The sequence below is a fragment of the Pantoea agglomerans genome (genome assembly GCF_021397715.1).
GTDB lineage: Bacteria > Pseudomonadota > Gammaproteobacteria > Enterobacterales > Enterobacteriaceae > Pantoea > Pantoea astica.
The window spans coordinates 2,676,633-2,694,272 of sequence record NZ_CP090207.1 but is presented as its reverse complement, the minus strand read 5'-3'; the positions used below and the strand labels follow the sequence as shown (position 1 = coordinate 2,694,272).

The 17,640-nt window shown below is 57.4% G+C and carries 14 protein-coding genes; 10 read left to right on the top strand and 4 right to left on the bottom strand.

Going from position 1 to position 17,640, the window contains the following annotated elements; translation table 11 throughout:
* Window positions 1-230: 230 nt before the first annotated feature.
* Entirely contained in the window at window positions 231-638 is a 408-nt protein-coding gene (locus tag LZU96_RS12770) for a DUF2000 domain-containing protein (protein ID WP_233984664.1), read from the bottom strand.
* A 41-nt stretch (window positions 639-679) separates the two neighbouring features.
* A complete protein-coding gene (locus tag LZU96_RS12765) occupies window positions 680-1,528 on the bottom strand; it encodes an AraC family transcriptional regulator (RefSeq protein ID WP_233984663.1) in 849 nt (282 codons plus the stop codon).
* A 145-nt stretch (window positions 1,529-1,673) separates the two neighbouring features.
* On the opposite strand from LZU96_RS12765, the gene LZU96_RS12760 reads away from it, so the two are divergent.
* The 7 genes from LZU96_RS12760 to LZU96_RS12730 all read left to right on the top strand — a co-directional run bounded on the left by LZU96_RS12760 (window position 1,674) and on the right by LZU96_RS12730 (window position 9,174).
* Window positions 1,674-2,105 (top strand): MarR family winged helix-turn-helix transcriptional regulator, encoded by a 432-nt coding sequence (locus tag LZU96_RS12760; RefSeq protein ID WP_233984662.1) that lies wholly within the window; start codon window positions 1,674-1,676, stop codon window positions 2,103-2,105.
* A gap of 2 nt (window positions 2,106-2,107) precedes the next feature.
* Window positions 2,108-3,793, top strand: a complete 1,686-nt coding sequence (locus LZU96_RS12755) for an MFS transporter (RefSeq protein WP_233984661.1) — start codon at window positions 2,108-2,110, stop codon at window positions 3,791-3,793.
* Window positions 3,790-4,884 (top strand): HlyD family secretion protein, encoded by a 1,095-nt coding sequence (locus LZU96_RS12750; RefSeq protein WP_094121337.1) that lies wholly within the window; start codon window positions 3,790-3,792, stop codon window positions 4,882-4,884. Before LZU96_RS12755 ends, LZU96_RS12750 begins: the two co-directional genes overlap by 4 nt.
* Complete coding sequence (locus LZU96_RS12745) at window positions 4,881-6,278, top strand: efflux transporter outer membrane subunit (protein ID WP_233984660.1); 1,398 nt, start codon at window positions 4,881-4,883, stop codon at window positions 6,276-6,278. The genes LZU96_RS12750 and LZU96_RS12745 overlap by 4 nt, the downstream gene beginning before the upstream one ends.
* Window positions 6,279-6,471: 193 nt before the next feature.
* The gene (locus tag LZU96_RS12740) at window positions 6,472-8,676 is read left to right on the top strand and encodes a TonB-dependent receptor (RefSeq protein ID WP_409520474.1); all 2,205 of its coding nucleotides are present in this window, start codon (window positions 6,472-6,474) and stop codon (window positions 8,674-8,676) included.
* A 141-nt stretch (window positions 8,677-8,817) separates the two neighbouring features.
* Window positions 8,818-8,961, top strand: coding sequence for a hypothetical protein (locus LZU96_RS12735; RefSeq protein ID WP_010246429.1), 144 nt, complete (start codon window positions 8,818-8,820; stop codon window positions 8,959-8,961).
* Between the two features lie 39 nt (window positions 8,962-9,000).
* Window positions 9,001-9,174: a hypothetical protein gene (locus LZU96_RS12730; RefSeq protein WP_167373383.1), complete on the top strand. Its 174-nt coding sequence runs from the start codon at window positions 9,001-9,003 to the stop codon at window positions 9,172-9,174.
* Here the strand turns inward: LZU96_RS12730 and LZU96_RS12725 are convergent.
* Window positions 9,162-10,325, bottom strand: a complete 1,164-nt coding sequence (locus LZU96_RS12725; RefSeq protein ID WP_233984659.1) for a beta-glucosidase — start codon at window positions 10,323-10,325, stop codon at window positions 9,162-9,164. The genes LZU96_RS12730 and LZU96_RS12725 overlap by 13 nt on opposite strands.
* Window positions 10,326-10,478: 153 nt before the next feature.
* Here LZU96_RS12725 and LZU96_RS12720 point away from each other — a divergent pair, with 153 nt between their 5' ends.
* Window positions 10,479-11,939, top strand: a complete 1,461-nt coding sequence (locus tag LZU96_RS12720) for a phospholipase D family protein (RefSeq protein ID WP_233984658.1) — start codon at window positions 10,479-10,481, stop codon at window positions 11,937-11,939.
* A 157-nt stretch (window positions 11,940-12,096) separates the two neighbouring features.
* On the opposite strand, the gene mdoC is transcribed toward LZU96_RS12720, so the two are convergent.
* A complete protein-coding gene (mdoC, locus tag LZU96_RS12715) occupies window positions 12,097-13,221 on the bottom strand; it encodes a glucans biosynthesis protein MdoC (protein ID WP_233984657.1) in 1,125 nt (374 codons plus the stop codon).
* Between the two features lie 268 nt (window positions 13,222-13,489).
* Between mdoC and LZU96_RS12710 the strand changes: the two genes are divergently transcribed.
* Together LZU96_RS12710 and mdoH are read left to right on the top strand one after the other, a co-directional pair.
* Window positions 13,490-15,025, top strand: coding sequence for a glucan biosynthesis protein G (locus tag LZU96_RS12710; protein WP_233988199.1), 1,536 nt, complete (start codon window positions 13,490-13,492; stop codon window positions 15,023-15,025).
* Window positions 15,018-17,570, top strand: coding sequence for a glucans biosynthesis glucosyltransferase MdoH (gene mdoH / locus LZU96_RS12705; RefSeq protein ID WP_233984656.1), 2,553 nt, complete (start codon window positions 15,018-15,020; stop codon window positions 17,568-17,570). The genes LZU96_RS12710 and mdoH overlap by 8 nt, the downstream gene beginning before the upstream one ends.
* Window positions 17,571-17,640: the final 70 nt, after the last annotated feature.

The following is a 17,640-nucleotide window of genomic DNA, read 5'->3' as shown; positions in this document are numbered from 1 at the left end:
GGCGACGCAAGTGCATCATTCGTTACAGAGTCGCAAGACAACTCGTGGGGATAAAGTTATACAATGAATCCCGATCTGTACAATCGGATTATTGAGCATTATGTGCTATATGAAGGTTAACAGGAGGTTATAAGGAATATTCCGAGAAAAAATCTGTACAGAAAATCTGTACAGCCAGAGGTCAGTCTGAAAATGAGGCGGAAAACCGCGATCGGCTTTCCGCACCCGACTTAGCTGAACAGGGCTAAATTTGCGGTCAGTTTGCGCAGCGCCTTTTTCTCACCGACAACAGCGACGCCCAGCAAGCGCCACTGCTGGCGTGGCTGCTGACGCATCGCAGCACTCAGCGCCTGATAGTCGGTGGTGGACTGACCCTCTTCCGGAAACAGCACCATATCGCAGCCGGTCAGTTCGCCCTTTTCCCGCAGCAGGCTGAGCTGTTCGGGCGTGGCCGCCAGAACCGGAATACCGACCGGAATCAGGCCGGGGCTGGGATGGGCGCTGGCGTCTTCCAGCGCGTCACCTACCAGTGCCGGATGGCGCTGGCCGAGCGTTAATGCCATCACCGCCGCGGCATTGGTCGCTTTGCCCGGCGGCAAACTGGCATTTAAAATCATCATACAACGTAAATCCTGCATCACGCTTCTCCTGACTAAAAAAGCGCATTGTGGCAAGCCGGTTAAGTCAGGTCTGGAAGATTTGTGCAGATGCGCTGATAACGCGCCGGACTGAGCTGGCAGGCTCGTTTGAACCAGCGGCCCAGATGACTCTGATCGGCAAAGCCCAGCGTCGCCGCCACATCGGCCACCGGCTGGCCCTCCGCCAGACGCCGTCGCGCCTGACTCAGCCGCCACTGCACCAGCCACGCATGCGGCGGCAAGCCCCAGTGGGCCTGAAAGCGTCGCGACAGGCGGAAGCGGTCGATGTTCAGGCTCTGTGCCATCTGCTGTAAGCCCGGATTCTCCGTATGATGGGCAATCAGCCAGTCGCGCGCCAGCAGTGCCAGCCGGCTATCGCCTGGGCAGTCTGCTTCCGGCAATCGCCATAGCCGGTGTTGCGTCAGCTGACCAAACAGCCGGTCGAGCGCCGCCTCTTTAATCAGAGCGGGGTGATCGTGCCATAGCGCGTCAAAGGCGTGCCACACCGCATAAGCCAGCGGCCGGTCGTCACGCAGGGTCGCGGCAAAGCTCAGTTCACGCGGTTCCGGCCCCTCAGCCAGCAGCGGAGCGAGCTGCTGCTGCACCTGCTGCGGTGAAAGGTAGAGCATGCGATAGGTGAAGCCCTGCGGGTTGATCGCGTCACCATCATGCAGTTCTTCCGGCTCCAGCATAAACACCGTGCCGGGTCGGCTTTGATGCTGTTTGCGTCGCGAATGAAACTGCTGTACACCTTGCTCTGTCACGCCAATCAGATAACTGTCGTGCCAGTGCGGATCGTAAGCGTGTCCGGTAAAATGGGCGCGAATCGACTCAATACCGCTGGCAGCGTCACGGCGCAAATCCACCCAGTTTTTCGCAGCTGTTATCATGGTGTCGCACTCCCGGTTACGGCCTCTGGACATTCTGCCGCGATCCACTAATTTTTAACAGATCGGGCGCTTTTCATTCGCGTTTCGCTTTGCGTATAATAACGCCTTCATTTAATTAGATGTCTGACTATTAGGTTGCTAACATTTGTCTTCGCACACTCGTACTTTTACCCATTTACTGCATCTGACCGCGCACGCCTGGCGCCTGGCCGTTGACCGTCATCTGAAAGACAGCGGTCTGAGCATGAGCAGCTGGATGGCGATTGGCCTGATTGCCAGCGAGCCTGAACGTCTGACCCAGACTGAACTGGCGCAGATGCTGGGTCTGGAAGATGCCAGCATGGTGCCGCTGGTGGATCGGCTGGTAAAACAGTCGCTGCTGTCGCGGGTGCAGCCGCCGGAGGATCGACGTAAGCGTCACCTGGTACTGACTGAAAAAGGCAATCAGGCGTTTGCCAAAGTAAAAACCCAGGCAGATGCGCTGCGCAGCGCAATGCTGGCGGATATTGACCCGCAGGATCTGGCCGTCACCGAACGGGTGCTGCAGCAGTTGCTGACGCGAATGGGAAGCATGTAAAGGTGGCGAAGCGCAATCCCTACGCCGCGCGCGAATGGTTACCGCATGAAAAACCGATGCTGCCGGGATCACCTTCGACCCCGCTGCATCCGCTGCCGAAACGGATAGCGTTTGGCCTGATAGGTCTGCTGATCTCGCTGACCGGCGCGCTAAGCAACGCGCTGGTGACCGCCAATCTGATTAACCTGCAGGGCACCTTCGGCGCCTATTCCAATGAGATAGCCTGGCTGCCCGCGGTCTACGTGATGGGCAACATCTCCATCAACCTGCTGCTGGTGAAGTTCCGACAGCAGTTTGGCCTGCGCGCCTTTACCGAAGCGTTTCTGGTGCTCTATGTGCTGGTGGCGTTTTTTCATCTGTTCGCCAACGATCTCAGTTCAGCGATCATCGTGCGTACTGCGCACGGCATGGTGGCGGCAGCGCTCAGCTCGCTGGGTATCTATTATCAGGTGCAGGCCTGGCCTGCGAAGCATCGCCTGAAAGCGCTGGTGATCGGTCTGACGGTATCGCAACTGGCGATTCCGCTGGCCCGACTCTTCTCTTCGGAACTGCTGCAACTCAATGAATGGCGCGGACTCTACCTGTTTGAACTGGGCCTGGCGCTGATTGCGCTGGGCGGCGTGCTGGTGATTAAGTTACCGCCCGGCGATCGGATCAAAACCTTTGAAAAAATGGATTTCGTCACCTTTATGCTGCTGGCACCGGGCATGGCGCTGCTGTGTGGCGTACTGTCACTGGGCCGGATTGAGTGGTGGTTTACCACGCCGTGGCTGGGCATCTGTACCGCCATCGCATTAACGCTGATCGTCACCGCCATTGTGATTGAGCACAACCGGCGCAATCCACTGATCAATACCCGCTGGCTGAGTAGCGGCATGATGGTGCGTCTCGGCATTGTGATGATCATGATCCGCATTGTGCTGGCGGAGCAGAACACCGGTGCGGTGGGTTTTTTACAGCAGATTGGCCTGCAGAACGATCAGATGCGCGGACTGGCGCTGGCGATCATTGCTGGCGTCATTGTCGGTATTGCCGCCAGTGCGCTCACCATCAAGCCCAACCACCTTAACTGGCCCATCGTCACCTCGCTGGTGGTGATGATTATCGCCTCGCTGATGGATGCGCACTCCAGCCCGCTGACCCGCGCTAACAATATGTACTTCAGCCAGTTCCTGCTGGGCTTCAGCAGCGCTTTTTTCATGGCACCGGCGATGCTGATGGGAATCGGCAGCGTAGTGACGCAGCCGAAGAACCTGGTGAGTTTTGTGGTGCTGTTCGGCATGAGTCAGAACCTGGGCGGGCTGATCGGTTCGGCGATCCTCGGGACGTTTCAGACCTGGCGGGAAAAATATCACTCCAGTTTGCTCAGCGATCAACTTTCGCTGCTGGACCCTAACGTCAATGAACGTCTCAGCCAGTACAATGCGCTGTTTAACAGCCTGGTCGGCGATAACGTTCTGCTCGGGGCGCAGAGCAGCAGCCAGCTGCAAACCGTGGCGACCTTACAGGCCAACGTGCTGGCGTACAACGATACCTATCTGTTAACGGCCGCGCTGGCCCTGATTACCCTGATGTGGGTGATCTGGCGCTTAACACGTCGGCGTTATCTCGACTGGCGGCAGGCACAATTTAACCTGCGAGAGCAGCAACAGCTGGCCGAATTACAGCAATCAACGGAGAAACAATGAGTCAGCAGGACGAACTTCAGGCGGCAGAACGCGATCGTGCGAATCGTCGTCGTATTCTTTCGATTGCCGCCGGCAGCGGCATTGTGGTGATTGGCGTATTAGTCATTCTCTACGCCTGGCAACTCTGGCCTTTTACCAGCGCAGTGCAAAGCACCGAAAATGCCTATGTTCGTGGTCAGGTGACCTTTATCAGCCCGCAGGTCAGCGGTTACCTGACCTCGGTTGAGGTGATCGATCTGCAGCCGGTGAAAAAGGGTCAGTTGCTGATGACCATCGACGATCGTATCTACCGTCAGCGTGTTCATCAGGCGCAGGCGCAACTGGCGATGAAGGAAGCCGCGCTAAGCAATAACCTGCAGCAGCGACGCAGTGCCCAGGCGACGATTGAGAGTAATAAAGCGGTGCTGGAGAATGCCAAAGCGCAGGCGCTGAAAAGCGGCTTTGATCTGAAGCGGGTCGAAAACCTCGCCGCCGACGGCTCATTGTCGGTGCGCGAACGGGATGCGGCCCGTGCGGCAAATGCCCAGGCGCAGGCGCAGGTGCGTCAGGCTGCGGCGCAAATCGCCGTGGCAGAACAAAATCTGCAAACGGTCATCGTTAACCGCGCCTCGCTGGAAGGCGACGTTGCCAGTGCGAAAGCGGCACTGGAACTGGCGGAGATCGATCTGGCCAATACCCGGATTACCGCGCCGGATGACGGTCAGCTTGGTCAGTTGTCGGTGCGGACCGGCGCTTATGTTACCGCCGGGACGCGGCTGACCTCGGTAGTGCCGAACCGTAAATGGATCATCGCCAACCTGAAAGAGACGCAGCTGGCGCGAATCCGGCCCGGTCTGCCGGTGACCATCCGGGTTGATGCGCTGGATGGCAAACGCTTTACCGGTCAGGTTGAATTTATTTCGCCCGCCGCCGGATCGGAGTTCAGCGCCATTTCGCCCGACAACGCCACCGGTAACTTTGTCAAAATTGCCCAGCGCATTCCGGTTCGCATTCGTATCGACGATGGCGATATGCAGCAACTGCGTCCCGGCATGTCGGTGGAGGTGAGTATTGATACGGCGGCACAACCGGCAGGTGAGGGCGCGCCATGATCGACCGCCGTTTACTGATTGCGGCTCTGGCGCTGACGCTGGCCGGTTGCGCCACCGAAGTTGAAAAAGCGCCGTCGTCACTGCCGATACCGGCAGCCTGGCGCGACCAGGTCGGCCCCAACGCCGCTCCGGAAGCTGGCTGGTGGCGCGCCTTTGGTGATGAGCATCTTAACCGGCTGGTGACGCAGGCTCTGCGCAACAATCCCGATATTCTGACCGCGCGCTCGCGGGTCGATCAGTATCGCGCCCAGCTGCGTGCGGCGCAGGGCGACAATTTCCCGACCCTGAGTGCTGGCGCGGCGGCCACCCGCGAACGTACGCTTTCGTCTGTGACCGGTCAGCCTTATGAGACCGATGTTTTCCAGGGCCTGCTACAGGCAAACTACGACGTTGACTTATGGGGCGCGCGCAGCAGTTCGATCGAGGCTTCACGGGCGTCGCTGGCGGCGCAACAGGCGGCGGCCTCGGCAGCGGAACTGACCATCGCCAGTTCGGTAGCAACCGGCTACCTGAACCTCTGCGCGCTGGACGAGCAGTTACGGGTTACCGAGGCGACGCTGGCGACCCGTAATAATTCATTGATGCTGGCGAAGCGCCAGTTTGAAACCGGCTATACCTCGCGGCTGGAGTGGATGCAGGCCGCATCGGAGTATCAGTCAGCCAAAGCGCAGATACCACAGCTCCGGCACCAGATCAGGCAGCAGGAGAATGCGCTGAGTATTCTGGTGGCGATGAATCCGCGCGAAATCGCCCGCCGCCAGCAGTTTGAACAGATCTCGCCGCAGCATCTGCCGTCGTTGCTGCCGTCACAGCTGCTTAATCGCCGTCCGGATATTGTCCAGGCTCAGCGTCAGCTGCTGGCTGCCGATGCCAGTCTGGCCTCCGCCAAAGCGCAGCTGCTGCCCAATATCAACCTGACCGCCACCGGCACGTTACAGAGTTCGGTGCTGCATCAGCTGGCGGATAACCCGTTCCGCCTGTGGAGCGTCGGCGGCAGCATTCTGGCTCCGCTGCTCAACCGTGAAGCGCTGACCGCAGCAGTGGATGTCTCAATGGCAACGCGTAATCAGGCGCTCTACGGCTATGAGAAAGTGGTGCGTAACGCCTTCTCGGAAGTGAACGATGCGATGGACGCGATCCGGCAGGGAGAGGAGCAGCTGGCAGAGTTGCAGAAGCAGGAACGCTATGTGGCAGAAGCGTTGCGTATCGCCAGCAACCGCTACCAGAACGGTTACGCCTCTTACCTTGATGAGCTGGATGCCCAGCGCACCCTGTTCTCAACGCAGCTGAATCTGGTGACGGTGAAAAACAACCTGCTGCTGGCGCAAATCGATCTCTATCGCGCGCTGGGCGGTGGCTGGTCAGCGGGGAATGCTGCCTCATCCATTAATTAACATTTCTGCGGCGTCTGACTGCCTGCCCATGCCGTTAAGGCATGGGCATTCTCTTTATTCTCTCCTGTCCGCTTTTCATTCAGCTATCCACTTCCCTGACCGGCAATTTTACTTGCAATTGACCCGCTCCTGCGCATAATCGCAAACCGCAATAATAATGATTCTCAGTCCAATTCAAATCAGGGAACCACCCATGCGTCAGCGCCTTTTAACCCCAGGATATAAACCGACTCTGCTGGCCATGCTGGTCAGTGCCGGATCTCTGCCCGTGATGGCGGCAACGCCTTCTGCCTCTTCAGCCACCGCCAGCCAGAGCGGGCAGACCATGACGGTAACCGCGACACCCGACGACAGCTTTAAGCCGGGCGGCGATCAGACAGTGCCGGCCTGGCTGGAAGGGCAGGTGGCGCACGGCGGCCGGCTGGGCATGCTGGGTGAGCAAAAGGCGATGGATGTGCCGTTTAACATCATCGGCTTTACCGCAAAAATGATTGAGGACCAGCAGGCCAAAACCATCGCTGATGTGGTGCGTAACGATGCCGGAGTGCAAAACGTTAAAGGCTACGGTAACTTCGCCGAAAGCTACCGCATTCGCGGTTTCCTGCTGGATGGCGATGACATGACCTATGGCGGAATGCCAGGCGTGGTGCCGCGTCAGGTGATGGATGCGTCGCTGATTGACCGGGTTGAAATCTTCAAAGGCGCCAACAGCCTGCTGAACGGCGCGGCCAGCAGTGGCGTCGGCGGGATCATCAACCTGGAACCTAAACATGCCGGGGAGCTTCCACAGGCACGGATAGGCGTGGATTACAGCTCCGATGCGCAGATCGGTACCACGGTGGATGCGGGACGGCGCTTTGGTGATAACGACCAGTTTGGCGTTCGGGTTAACCTGGTCCACCGCGAAGGGGAAACCGGCGTGGATGACGAGAAGAAGCGCACTACCGCCGCCTCAATCGGTCTGGACTATCGCGGTGACCGGTTACGTACCTCACTGGACGTCGGCTACCAGAAAAAGAGTTTCCACGACGGCTTGCAAGGCATCAACATCAGCGGCGTCGACTTCCTTCCGGCAGTGCCTTCCCATTCCCATAACTACAGCCAGAAATGGGTCTACAGCGACATGGAATCGGAGTTTGGCATGGCCCGGGCGGAATACGATCTCAGCGATAGCTGGACCGCCTATGCCGGTTTAGGTGCGCAGCACGCCCACGAAACCGGTAACTATGGCACGCCAAAACTGATCAACCGCGCGGGCGATGCCACTATCGGCACCTTTAATACCAATCGCGTGCAGGACAACATGAGCGGTATGGTCGGGCTGCGCGGCAATTTCGATACCGGTTTTATCTCGCATAAGGTCAACATCGGCTACTCGGCGCTGACCACCAATGCGAAGAATGCCTACGCGATGTCGCTGACCAATGCCAATACCAACATCTATCACACCGATGAAATTGCCGCGCCGACAGCCAACTTTGCCGGCGGCAAGTTCTCCGATCCTCTGACCACCGCGCGGTCGCGTACCCAGGGCTATCTGCTGAGCGACACCCTGGGCCTGTTTGATGATTCGCTGCTGCTGACCGTGGGTGCGCGCCATCAGAAAGTGTGGGTGCGTAATTACAATTACAACAGCGGCGCGGAAGATACCGCTTCGCGCTACACCAATAGCCGCTGGATGCCGACCTATGGCGTGGTCTACAAGCCGTGGCAGTCGATCTCTCTGTATGCCAACCACACCGAAGCGCTGCAGCCCGGTTCGGTGGCGCCGCGTAATGATACGGTCGTCAATCCGGGGGCCATTACCGGCATCGCCCATTCGAAACAGAATGAGGTCGGGGTGAAGGGCGATTTTGGCCGCATCGGCGGCACGCTGTCTCTGTTTGAGATTAAAAAGCCGTCGGGAATGATTGACGCTAATGGTGTGTATGGCATGAACGGTGAGCAGCGCCATCGTGGCATTGAAACGAATCTGTTTGGCGAGCCGGTACTGGGCGTCCGGCTTAACGCCAGCGCCACCTGGCTCGACCCGGTGATGGAAAAAACCGCTGGTGGCGCCTATGACGGTAAGCAGGCGGTGGGCGTGCCGCGCGACACCTATACACTGGGTGCCGAATATGACATCAGGCCGCTGGAAGGGTTAACCGCCACCGCGCTGATCACCCATTCCGGTTCACAGTGGGCAGATGCCGCCAACAGCAAAAAGATCGACAGCTATACCACGCTGGATCTGGGGCTGCGTTACCGCACTCAGCTTAATCAGAATGAGATGATCTGGCGCGTCGGAGTCGAAAACGTCACCAACGAAAAATACTGGGCTAACGTGGATGACACCGGTACCTATCTGTCACAGGGCGACGGCCGCACGCTGAAAGTCGGGGTAACCTACGACTTCTGATCGGGCCGATGGTGGTGAAAACGGGGTGCCGCGCGCACTCCGTTTATTTTCCAGACGAAAGAACCGGACGCCACTCAGGCTTTCCTCTACACTGTGACGCGCTGCATAACCGGTCAGCTGAACCCATGTTACAGGAACCCCATGTCGTTACCTTTGCCACCCGACGATCACGATGAGCCGATTCGCCAGTCGCTCGACGATGCGCACTTCGCGATTGTAGTGCTTGCGGTGACCTCGGTTACGCTTATAATCTTTGTCCTGATGATTACGCTCTGGATGAGCTGAACGCACAGGCGATTCAGGGAAAGGGAAAAGGAGACGGCGATGGAATCGAGAGATGACAAACTGATCGCAATTATCGGCCTGCTGACCGCCTGCCTGATCGGCGTCACATTCCTGTTTACCATGACCTGGCTCACCGACGTACGTCATCCCACCGATCCGTCACTGGATGTCCAGTCCTGCTATCCCAAAGCGCCGCCGTCTCAGCACGTCTGATCGCGCCGGGTAAATTTGATCTGCTGACTGCGCAGCACCAGCGCTAACGCCTCGTGCAGGTTGCGATTCCCGTTGGGATCGGCCAGCCCGAACAGCGGGCCGGGTGAGCGCCGGTCATCCGCCCAGGCCGGATATTCCACCACCGGATAGAGCGAAACGCCCTCCACCGCAATCCCCTGATCCAGCGCCACCGCGACATTCTCACTGATCTCCTGCAGCCACGGCGCACGCGCCTCGCCTTCGGCACCGGTTTCGGCAATCAGCATCGGGCGCTGGAAGCGCTGCCAGCACTGCGCCAGCAAAATATGCAGCGGAACGCGTGCCGGATCGTCTGCCGGCATCGGCCGATCGGGGAAGAACCAGTGGTTGTCGGGGTAGTAATTCAGACCAAGAATATCAAGGCAATCTTCACTGCCGCCCAGCTCTTTATCGAGGCGACCCGCCAGCATGTCCCAGGCTTCGAATTGCGCCTGATGCTGGGCATCCGCGTAGGGTTTACTGTCCGGATTATCGCTATGATGCGCAATCTGCACCAGCGGATCGGTCAGCACAAAGCGCGCATCGGGATAGACCTCGCGAATGGCATGAATGGCAGCCAGCGAGGCGCGCACCAGCTGACGTTTCAGCTCTTTGCCCCGGCCCGCGGCGTGCGGATTGAACCAGGCGACATCGGCACCGGCCCACGACCAGAATGAGATTTGATTGACCGGAGTAAAGAACGGCTGTTCGATGCCCTCATCTCGCATCAGTTGCGCCATCGCGCGGGCGAAACGGCTAAAATGGTCAACAAATTCCGCTTTCCAGATATTAAGATGGTCGGGATAGCCGAAGTGCGCCAGCTCCCAGATAATCTGCAGATTCTGTCGGCGTGCGGCGTCAATCATCGGCAGAAAGCTCTGCCAGTCATACTGATTCGGGACTTTTTCAATCAGGTGCCAGCGCGCCCCGTCACGCGCGGTGAGCAGGTGCTGTTCGGCCAGGGCGGCGTAATCCTTCTCCAGCAGCATATCGTGACCGCTGCTGATCACCATATCCAGCCGTTTCCCTGGCGTGCGGCAGGCGGTGGAGCAGGGAAAACTGCCCTGGAAAAAACTGCGAAACAGGCTGGGATGATGGCGCTGGCGGGCGTCTGTAAGGGGCTGATGTGACATATTCCTCTCCTGCCGGGCAATGCCGGTCACAGATCGTCCGACTAAGTCTAGACTAAAACCAGCCGCGGCGTTTTACGAAGTCAGAAGGATCGTATAGCGTCAGCGTGCGGGCCGGGGAATAATAAAAATAACTGCATTTTACAGGGAATGGTCATGACCGAAGCGTTTGAGCTGCCTCAGCAATCCGAACAGCCCAGCTGGCTGGAGGCGCAACTGGAGCCGCAGTGCCAGCGTCATCCCGGACTGAGCGGGATTTATCCGCTCAGCGATGGGCTGGATGCCTTTGCGGCGCGCTATCTGCTGATGCAAAAAGCGGAGCGTTCACTCGATATTCAGTACTACATCTGGCAAAACGATCTCTCTGGCCGGTTGCTGTTCAGCGCGATGCTGGAAGCGGCACAGCGCGGTGTTAAAGTCCGGTTGCTGCTGGACGACAATAATACGCCGGGCCTGGATGAAACGCTGGCCCAGCTCAACCGTCACCCCAATATTGCGGTGCGGCTGTTTAATCCCTTTTCATTTCGCACCTTACGGGCGCTGGGCTATCTCACCGACTTTGCCCGCCTCAACCGCCGCATGCACAATAAAAGTTTCACCGTCGACGGGGTGACCACCATCGTCGGCGGACGCAATGTTGGCGATGAATACTTCGGCACCGGCAATGAGCCGCTGTTTGCCGATCTCGACGTGATGGCGATTGGCCCGGTGGTTGAGGAGGTGGCGCAGGATTTTGAACGTTACTGGAATAGCCGGCCGGTCTCGCCGCTACAGCAGGTACTGGACGATGATGAGCAGGCGGAAGATAACGTCAGTTTGCCTGCCGAGTGGCGGCACAGCGAGGCGGTGCAGCGCTATCTGCAGCGGCTGGAAAACGCCTCACTGTTGCAGGATCTGGCGCAGGACAGCTTAGCGCTGACCTGGGCCAGAACCCGCCTGCTGAGTGACGATCCGCGTAAAGGGCTGGGTAAGGCGCGTCCGAAAACCCTGCTGCCGCAGCGGATGCTGGAGGTGATTGGGACACCGCAACGGCAGTTCGACATTATCTCCGCCTATTTTGTGCCAACCCGCGCTGGCGTGGCGCAACTGCTGTCGCTGAAGCGCAAAGGGGTGAAAATCGCCATTCTGACCAACTCGCTGGCGGCTAATGATGTCTCGATTGTGCATGCCGGCTATGCCAAATGGCGCAAAAAGCTGTTGCGGCACGGTATCGCCCTCTATGAGCTTAAACCTCAGGCGGCGCTGCAGGATGCCCCACACGATCGCGGCTTAACCGGTAACTCCGGCTCCAGCCTTCACGCCAAAACTTTTTCCGTCGATCAGCAGACGCTGTTTATCGGTTCGTTCAACTTCGATCCCCGCTCGGCGGTGCTCAATACCGAAATGGGGCTGGTGATTGAGAGTGAAACGCTGGCACAGGTGACCCATGAGCGCTTCAGTCAGTCGATGCGCGATCGCGCCTGGACGCTGCGGCTGGATAAGTGGGGACGGGTGAACTGGCTGGAGTATCCCGGCGAGGCGCAACAGATAGTGCATAAGCATGAACCGGGCTGCTCATGGTGGCAGCGGCTGCAGGTGCGGCTGGTGTGGCGCTTGCCTATTGAGTGGCTGCTGTAATCTGGACGCCGCGCACGCCCTCCGCAAAGACACAAAACCCGCCATCGCTGGCGGGTTTTGCTTTGCTACTGGCGCAGGCTCCCTTTGCGTTAAGTTTGTGAACCGTCTCTGGCTAACACCATTAAAGGCCGGCACCCATTAGTTGCCTGATCCCGGTTTATTTGCGTTCAAATTTACCGGAGAACAGGAAGCGCAGCAGCGGAATCCGCAGGTGAATCTCATACAGCAGGAACGCAATCCCGAACACCATTAACAGGCCAAGGAAAAAGCCCAGCGTGTTGTTTTCGATGCGCGGCGTGACGTAGATGCCGTACAGCAGCGTCAGCGGATGGTGCACCAGATAGATAAACAGTGACGCATTCACCAGATACATGATGCGCGGGGAGTGCGAGTTCAGCAGCTTATGACCAAAGCAGAAGCAGACGTTCAGCATGCATAATCCCATCAGCGTCGAGATCAGCGCATCCAGTTCATACAGCCAGCCTTCACCACTGCTCAGCCGCTGATTAGCGCAGTAGGCAATAAACATCACTACCGCGCCGGCCCACATCAGCGGATTGAAACGGACAAACAGCTGTTTCAGCGGCTGATGCTTCCATGCCAGCGCCCCCAGCATAAAGAACGGCAGATAGAAGAGCGTCTGCATCACGATGATGCTGAACAGGCCATCCATCAGCCAGGCTGGCTGGAACAGAAAGATCAGGCGACGGAAGGCACACCACAGCAGCGCCCAGCCCACTACGCCCGCAGCCAGCGAACCCCAGCCGACCCGGCTGTAATCCAGGGTGCGGTGTTGATCGCGCAACCAGCGGAAGGTCACCATGCCGAGCGTGGTCAACATCACCAGCACCACCAGAAACCACAGGTGCGAGATGAGCTCCCACATCAGGTTATTGAATTTCTGATAGGGCGTGAAGCGCGGCCAGTCGGCCAGCTTGGCAGTCCAGTTTTTCAGCATAAAAAACTGCGGCAGGGTAATCAGCGGAATGGCGGTCAGAAGCGGGATGCCGACACGCTCCAGCCGCACTTTAAGAAAGCGTTTCGGCTGATAGCGCAGGTAAAGCATGTAGGAGAAATAACCCGAAATGACGAAAAACACCTGCATACGAAACGAGTGAATGAAATCATTCAGCAACGTCAGCCACAGAGAGGCGTCATTGCTGTTAACCGCCCATTTCTGCGTGGAGTAAATGAGGGAAACGTGAAACGGTACCCCCAGTAACATCAGATACGCCCGGATAGAGTCGAGGAAGTATTCACGTTCAGGTTTTGCTGTACTCATAAAGTTCCAGTTCGTTAGTACGTTTGACCGGTTTCGCCCTGAAACCGGATTATGCTCGGGCGAAATTCTACCTGCGATAAACAAGGTATACTATCAGTGGAATCCGTAGTGTTTAATTGTCCTAAAAGCGGGTCTTTGCCTGACGAAATGCGGGAACAATGTTGCGCATAAGCTGTCGGAAAACCGAATAATCCTTTAAGATAAGCGGGTTTGATTTAAGCACACGAAAGGGGGGGATGTGCTGACTAAAGAAAAAAATAAAGCCGGACTGATGAAGGTACGCTGGATTGGTACTGCAGTTCTGCTGGCGTTATACGCCAATAACAGTTGGGCGTTTAACATCGATGATGTTGCCAGACAAGCCAAAGCGTTGGCAGGGAAAAGCTTCGAAGCGCCAAAAAGCAATTTACCCTCTCAATTTCGTGAAATGAAATTTGCTGATTACCAGCAGATCCAGTTTAACCACGATAAAGCGTATTGGGGCAAGCTGCGCACGCCGTTCAAGCTGGAATTTTACCACCAGGGTATGTATTTCGATACCCCTGTTCAGATTAACGAAGTGACCGCTAACGCGGTGCGCGAAATCAAATACAGCCCCGATTATTTTAATTTCGGCAATGTAAAACATGACGCCGACTCGGTGAAAAACCTCGGATTCGCCGGTTTCAAAGTGCTCTACCCGTTAAACAGCAAGGGTAAAGATGATGAGATCGCCAGCTTCCTCGGGGCCAGCTATTTCCGGGTGATCGGTGCCGGTCAGGTTTATGGCCTGTCTGCCCGCGGCTTGGCGATTGATACTGCGCTGCCGTCCGGTGAAGAGTTCCCGCGTTTCAAAGAGTTCTGGATTGAACGTCCGAAACCGCAGGATAAACAGCTGGTGATCTATGCACTGCTCGATTCGCCACGCGCAGCGGGTGCCTATCGCTTTGTGCTGCGTCCGGGCCAGGCATCGACCGTTGATGTGCAGTCGAAAGTCTATCTGCGCGACAACGTTGGCAAACTGGGGATCGCTCCGCTGACCAGTATGTTCCTGTTCGGCCAGAATCAGCCGTCCACCGTGAACAACTTCCGTCCGGCGTTGCATGATTCAGACGGTCTTTCTATTCACAGCGGTAATGGTGAATGGATCTGGCGTCCGCTGAATAACCCGCGTCATCTGGCTGTGAGCACTTACACCATTGAGAGTCCGAAGGGCTTTGGTCTGCTGCAGCGTGGGCGTGACTTCAGCAACTATCAGGATCTTGATGACCGCTACGACCTGCGCCCAAGCGGCTGGGTTGAGCCATTAGGCGACTGGGGTAAAGGCCGCGTCGAGCTGGTCGAGATCCCAACGGCTGATGAAACCAACGACAACATCGTTGCCTTCTGGACACCGGAGACGCTGCCGGAGCCGGGCAAAGAGATGAACTTCAAATATCGCCTGCACTTCTCACGTGATGAAAATCAGCTGCACTCCGACGATACCGCCTGGGTGAAGAATACCCTGCGTTCTGCGGGTGACGTGAAGCAGTCAAATCTGGTGCGTCAGCCAGATGGCACCGTGGCTTTCACCATCGACTTCGTGGGTAAAGACATGAGCAAGATGGCGGAGAACAGTCAGGTGGCACCGCAGGTCAGCGTAGGTAAAAACGCGGATGTGGTGGAGCAGAGCGTACGTTATAACCCGGTCAATAAAGGCTGGCGTCTGGTGTTGCGTCTGCGTGTGAAAGACAACAAGCAGCCCACCGAAATGCGTGCGGCGCTGGTTAGCGGCGACAAGACATTGACGGAAACCTGGAGCTATCAGTTACCTGCCAATGAATAAATCGACTTTTACACCTCAACGTTACGTGGAATCCCTGCCGCTGGATGCGGCGGGGAAGGCCCGTCTCAGCGCCTCGTTGCAGAATGCCTGGGCGTTTCATTTCATTCATGATGCGCTGGGCAAGGATGTGGCCGCCAGCGATCGTCCCGATGATGCACCGTTAAAATCGGTCTCTTCGCGGGTCGAAATGGCCTGGCCTGATTCGCTCGCCAACGGTCAGCAACTGGGTAAAGATGACCTGGATCGCACCACGCTGAAGGCGATGCCAAAGGTCAGACGTTCACTGATGTTCCCGGAAGCCTGGCGGACCAACCCGGTCGCGCGCGCCTGGGACTCGCTGCGTGGGCATAAATCGGTGCCGCGTTACGCTAACGCAGAAGAGCAGCGTGCCGAAGAGAAATGGCGTCATGTCGGATCGATTCGCCGCTATATTCTGCTGATTCTCACCATCATGCAGACCGTGGTCGCCACCTGGTATATGAAGACCATTCTGCCGTACCAGGGCTGGACGCTGCTGGACCCGATGGAGATGATCAATCAGAACTGGCAGCAGTCGGTGATGCAGATTCTGCCGTATGTGTTGCAGACCGGCATCCTGTTCCTGTTCGCTATCCTGTTCTGTTGGGTCTCCGCCGGTTTCTGGACCGCACTGATGGGCTTCCTGCAGCTATTGATTGGTCGCGATAAGTACAGCATCTCCTATTCGACCGTGGGGGATGAACCGCTCAATCCCGAGCATCGTACCGCGCTGATCATGCCGATCTGTAACGAAGATGTTGAACGCGTTTATGCGGGCCTGCGTGCCACCTGGGAATCAGTGGTGCGGACCGGTAACGCTGAGCATTTCGACGTCTATATTCTTAGCGACAGCTACGACGCCGATATCGCCATCGCCGAACAGAAAGCCTGGATGGAGCTGGTGCGTGACGTCGGCGGTGCGGGCAAGATTTTCTATCGCCGTCGTCGTCGTCGTGTGAAGCGTAAAAGCGGCAACATTGATGACTTCTGCCGCCGCTGGGGCAGCAACTACAGCTACATGGTGGTGCTGGACGCCGACAGCGTCATGAGCGGTGAGTGTCTGACCGGTCTGGTACGCATGATGGAAGCTAACCCGAACGCCGGTATTATCCAGTCATCGCCAAAAGCGTCCGGTATGGATACGCTGTACGCGCGTTGTCAGCAGTTTGCGACCCGCGTTTACGGTCCACTGTTTACCGCCGGCTTACACTTCTGGCAGTTGGGGGAATCCCACTACTGGGGGCACAACGCGATTATCCGGGTGAAACCCTTTATTGAGCACTGTGCGCTGGCGCCGTTACCGGGTGAAGGCTCGTTTGCCGGATCAATTCTGTCACACGACTTTGTTGAAGCTGCGCTGATGCGTCGTGCTGGCTGGGGCGTCTGGATCGCCTACGATCTGCCAGGCTCGTATGAAGAGTTGCCGCCGAACCTGCTGGATGAGCTGAAGCGTGACCGCCGCTGGTGTCACGGTAACCTGATGAACTTCCGCCTGTTCCTGGTTAAAGGCATGCACCCGGTTCACCGTGCAGTCTTCCTGACCGGCGTAATGTCCTATCTGTCCGCTCCGTTGTGGTTTATGTTCCTGGCGCTCTCTACTGCCTTGCAGGTGGTGCATACGCTGATGGAGCCGACCTACTTCCTGCAACCGCGCCAGCTATTCCCGGTGTGGCCACAGTGGCGTCCTGAACTGGCGATAGCGCTGTTCTCCACCACGCTGATACTGCTGTTCCTGCCGAAGCTGCTGAGCGTGGTATTGATCTGGTGCAAGGGCGCGAAATCTTACGGCGGTGCAATACGCCTGTTCATCTCGCTGATGCTGGAAATGCTGTTCTCGGTGCTGCTGGCGCCGGTGCGTATGCTGTTCCACACCGTGTTCGTGGTCAGCGCCTTCCTCGGCTGGGAAGTGGTCTGGAATTCACCGCAGCGTGACGATGACGCGACCCCGTGGAGCGAGGCGTTTAAACGTCACGGTTCGCAGATGGCGCTGGGTCTGGTGTGGGCAATCGGCATGGGCCTGTTGGATCTCAACTTCCTGTGGTGGTTGTCACCGATTGTGTTCTCGCTGATTCTGTCGCCGTTTGTGTCGGTGATGTCGAGCCGGGCAACCATCGGTATCAAGAGCAAGAAAGCCCGTCTGTTCCTGATCCCGGAAGAGTATGAGCCGCCGAAAGAGCTGGTGGATACCGATCGCTACCTGCAGCTTAACCGCGAGCGGGCGCTGGAAAACGGCTTTATGCACGCGCTGTTCAACCCGGCGTTTAACGCGCTGGCGACGGCGCTGGCGACGTCACGGCATAAACAGAGTCAGTTGCTCGACTATGCCCGCGATCGCCGTGTCGATCAGGCGCTGAGCGACGCGCCCGATAAACTGAATCGCGAACAGCGTTTACAGCTGATTAGCGATCCGGTGGTGCTGGCGCGCGTACATACCCGGCTGTGGGAGAACGCTGAGAAATATCATCAGTGGGTAGAGAGTTATCAAAAACTCACCCTCAACCCCAACGCGCTGGTCAAAAACGCGTAAACTGAAAAAGCGGCAGCGATGCCGCTTTTTTTTGCAGGTTATTCAGGTTCAGCAGAGCAGGTCGTGCGCT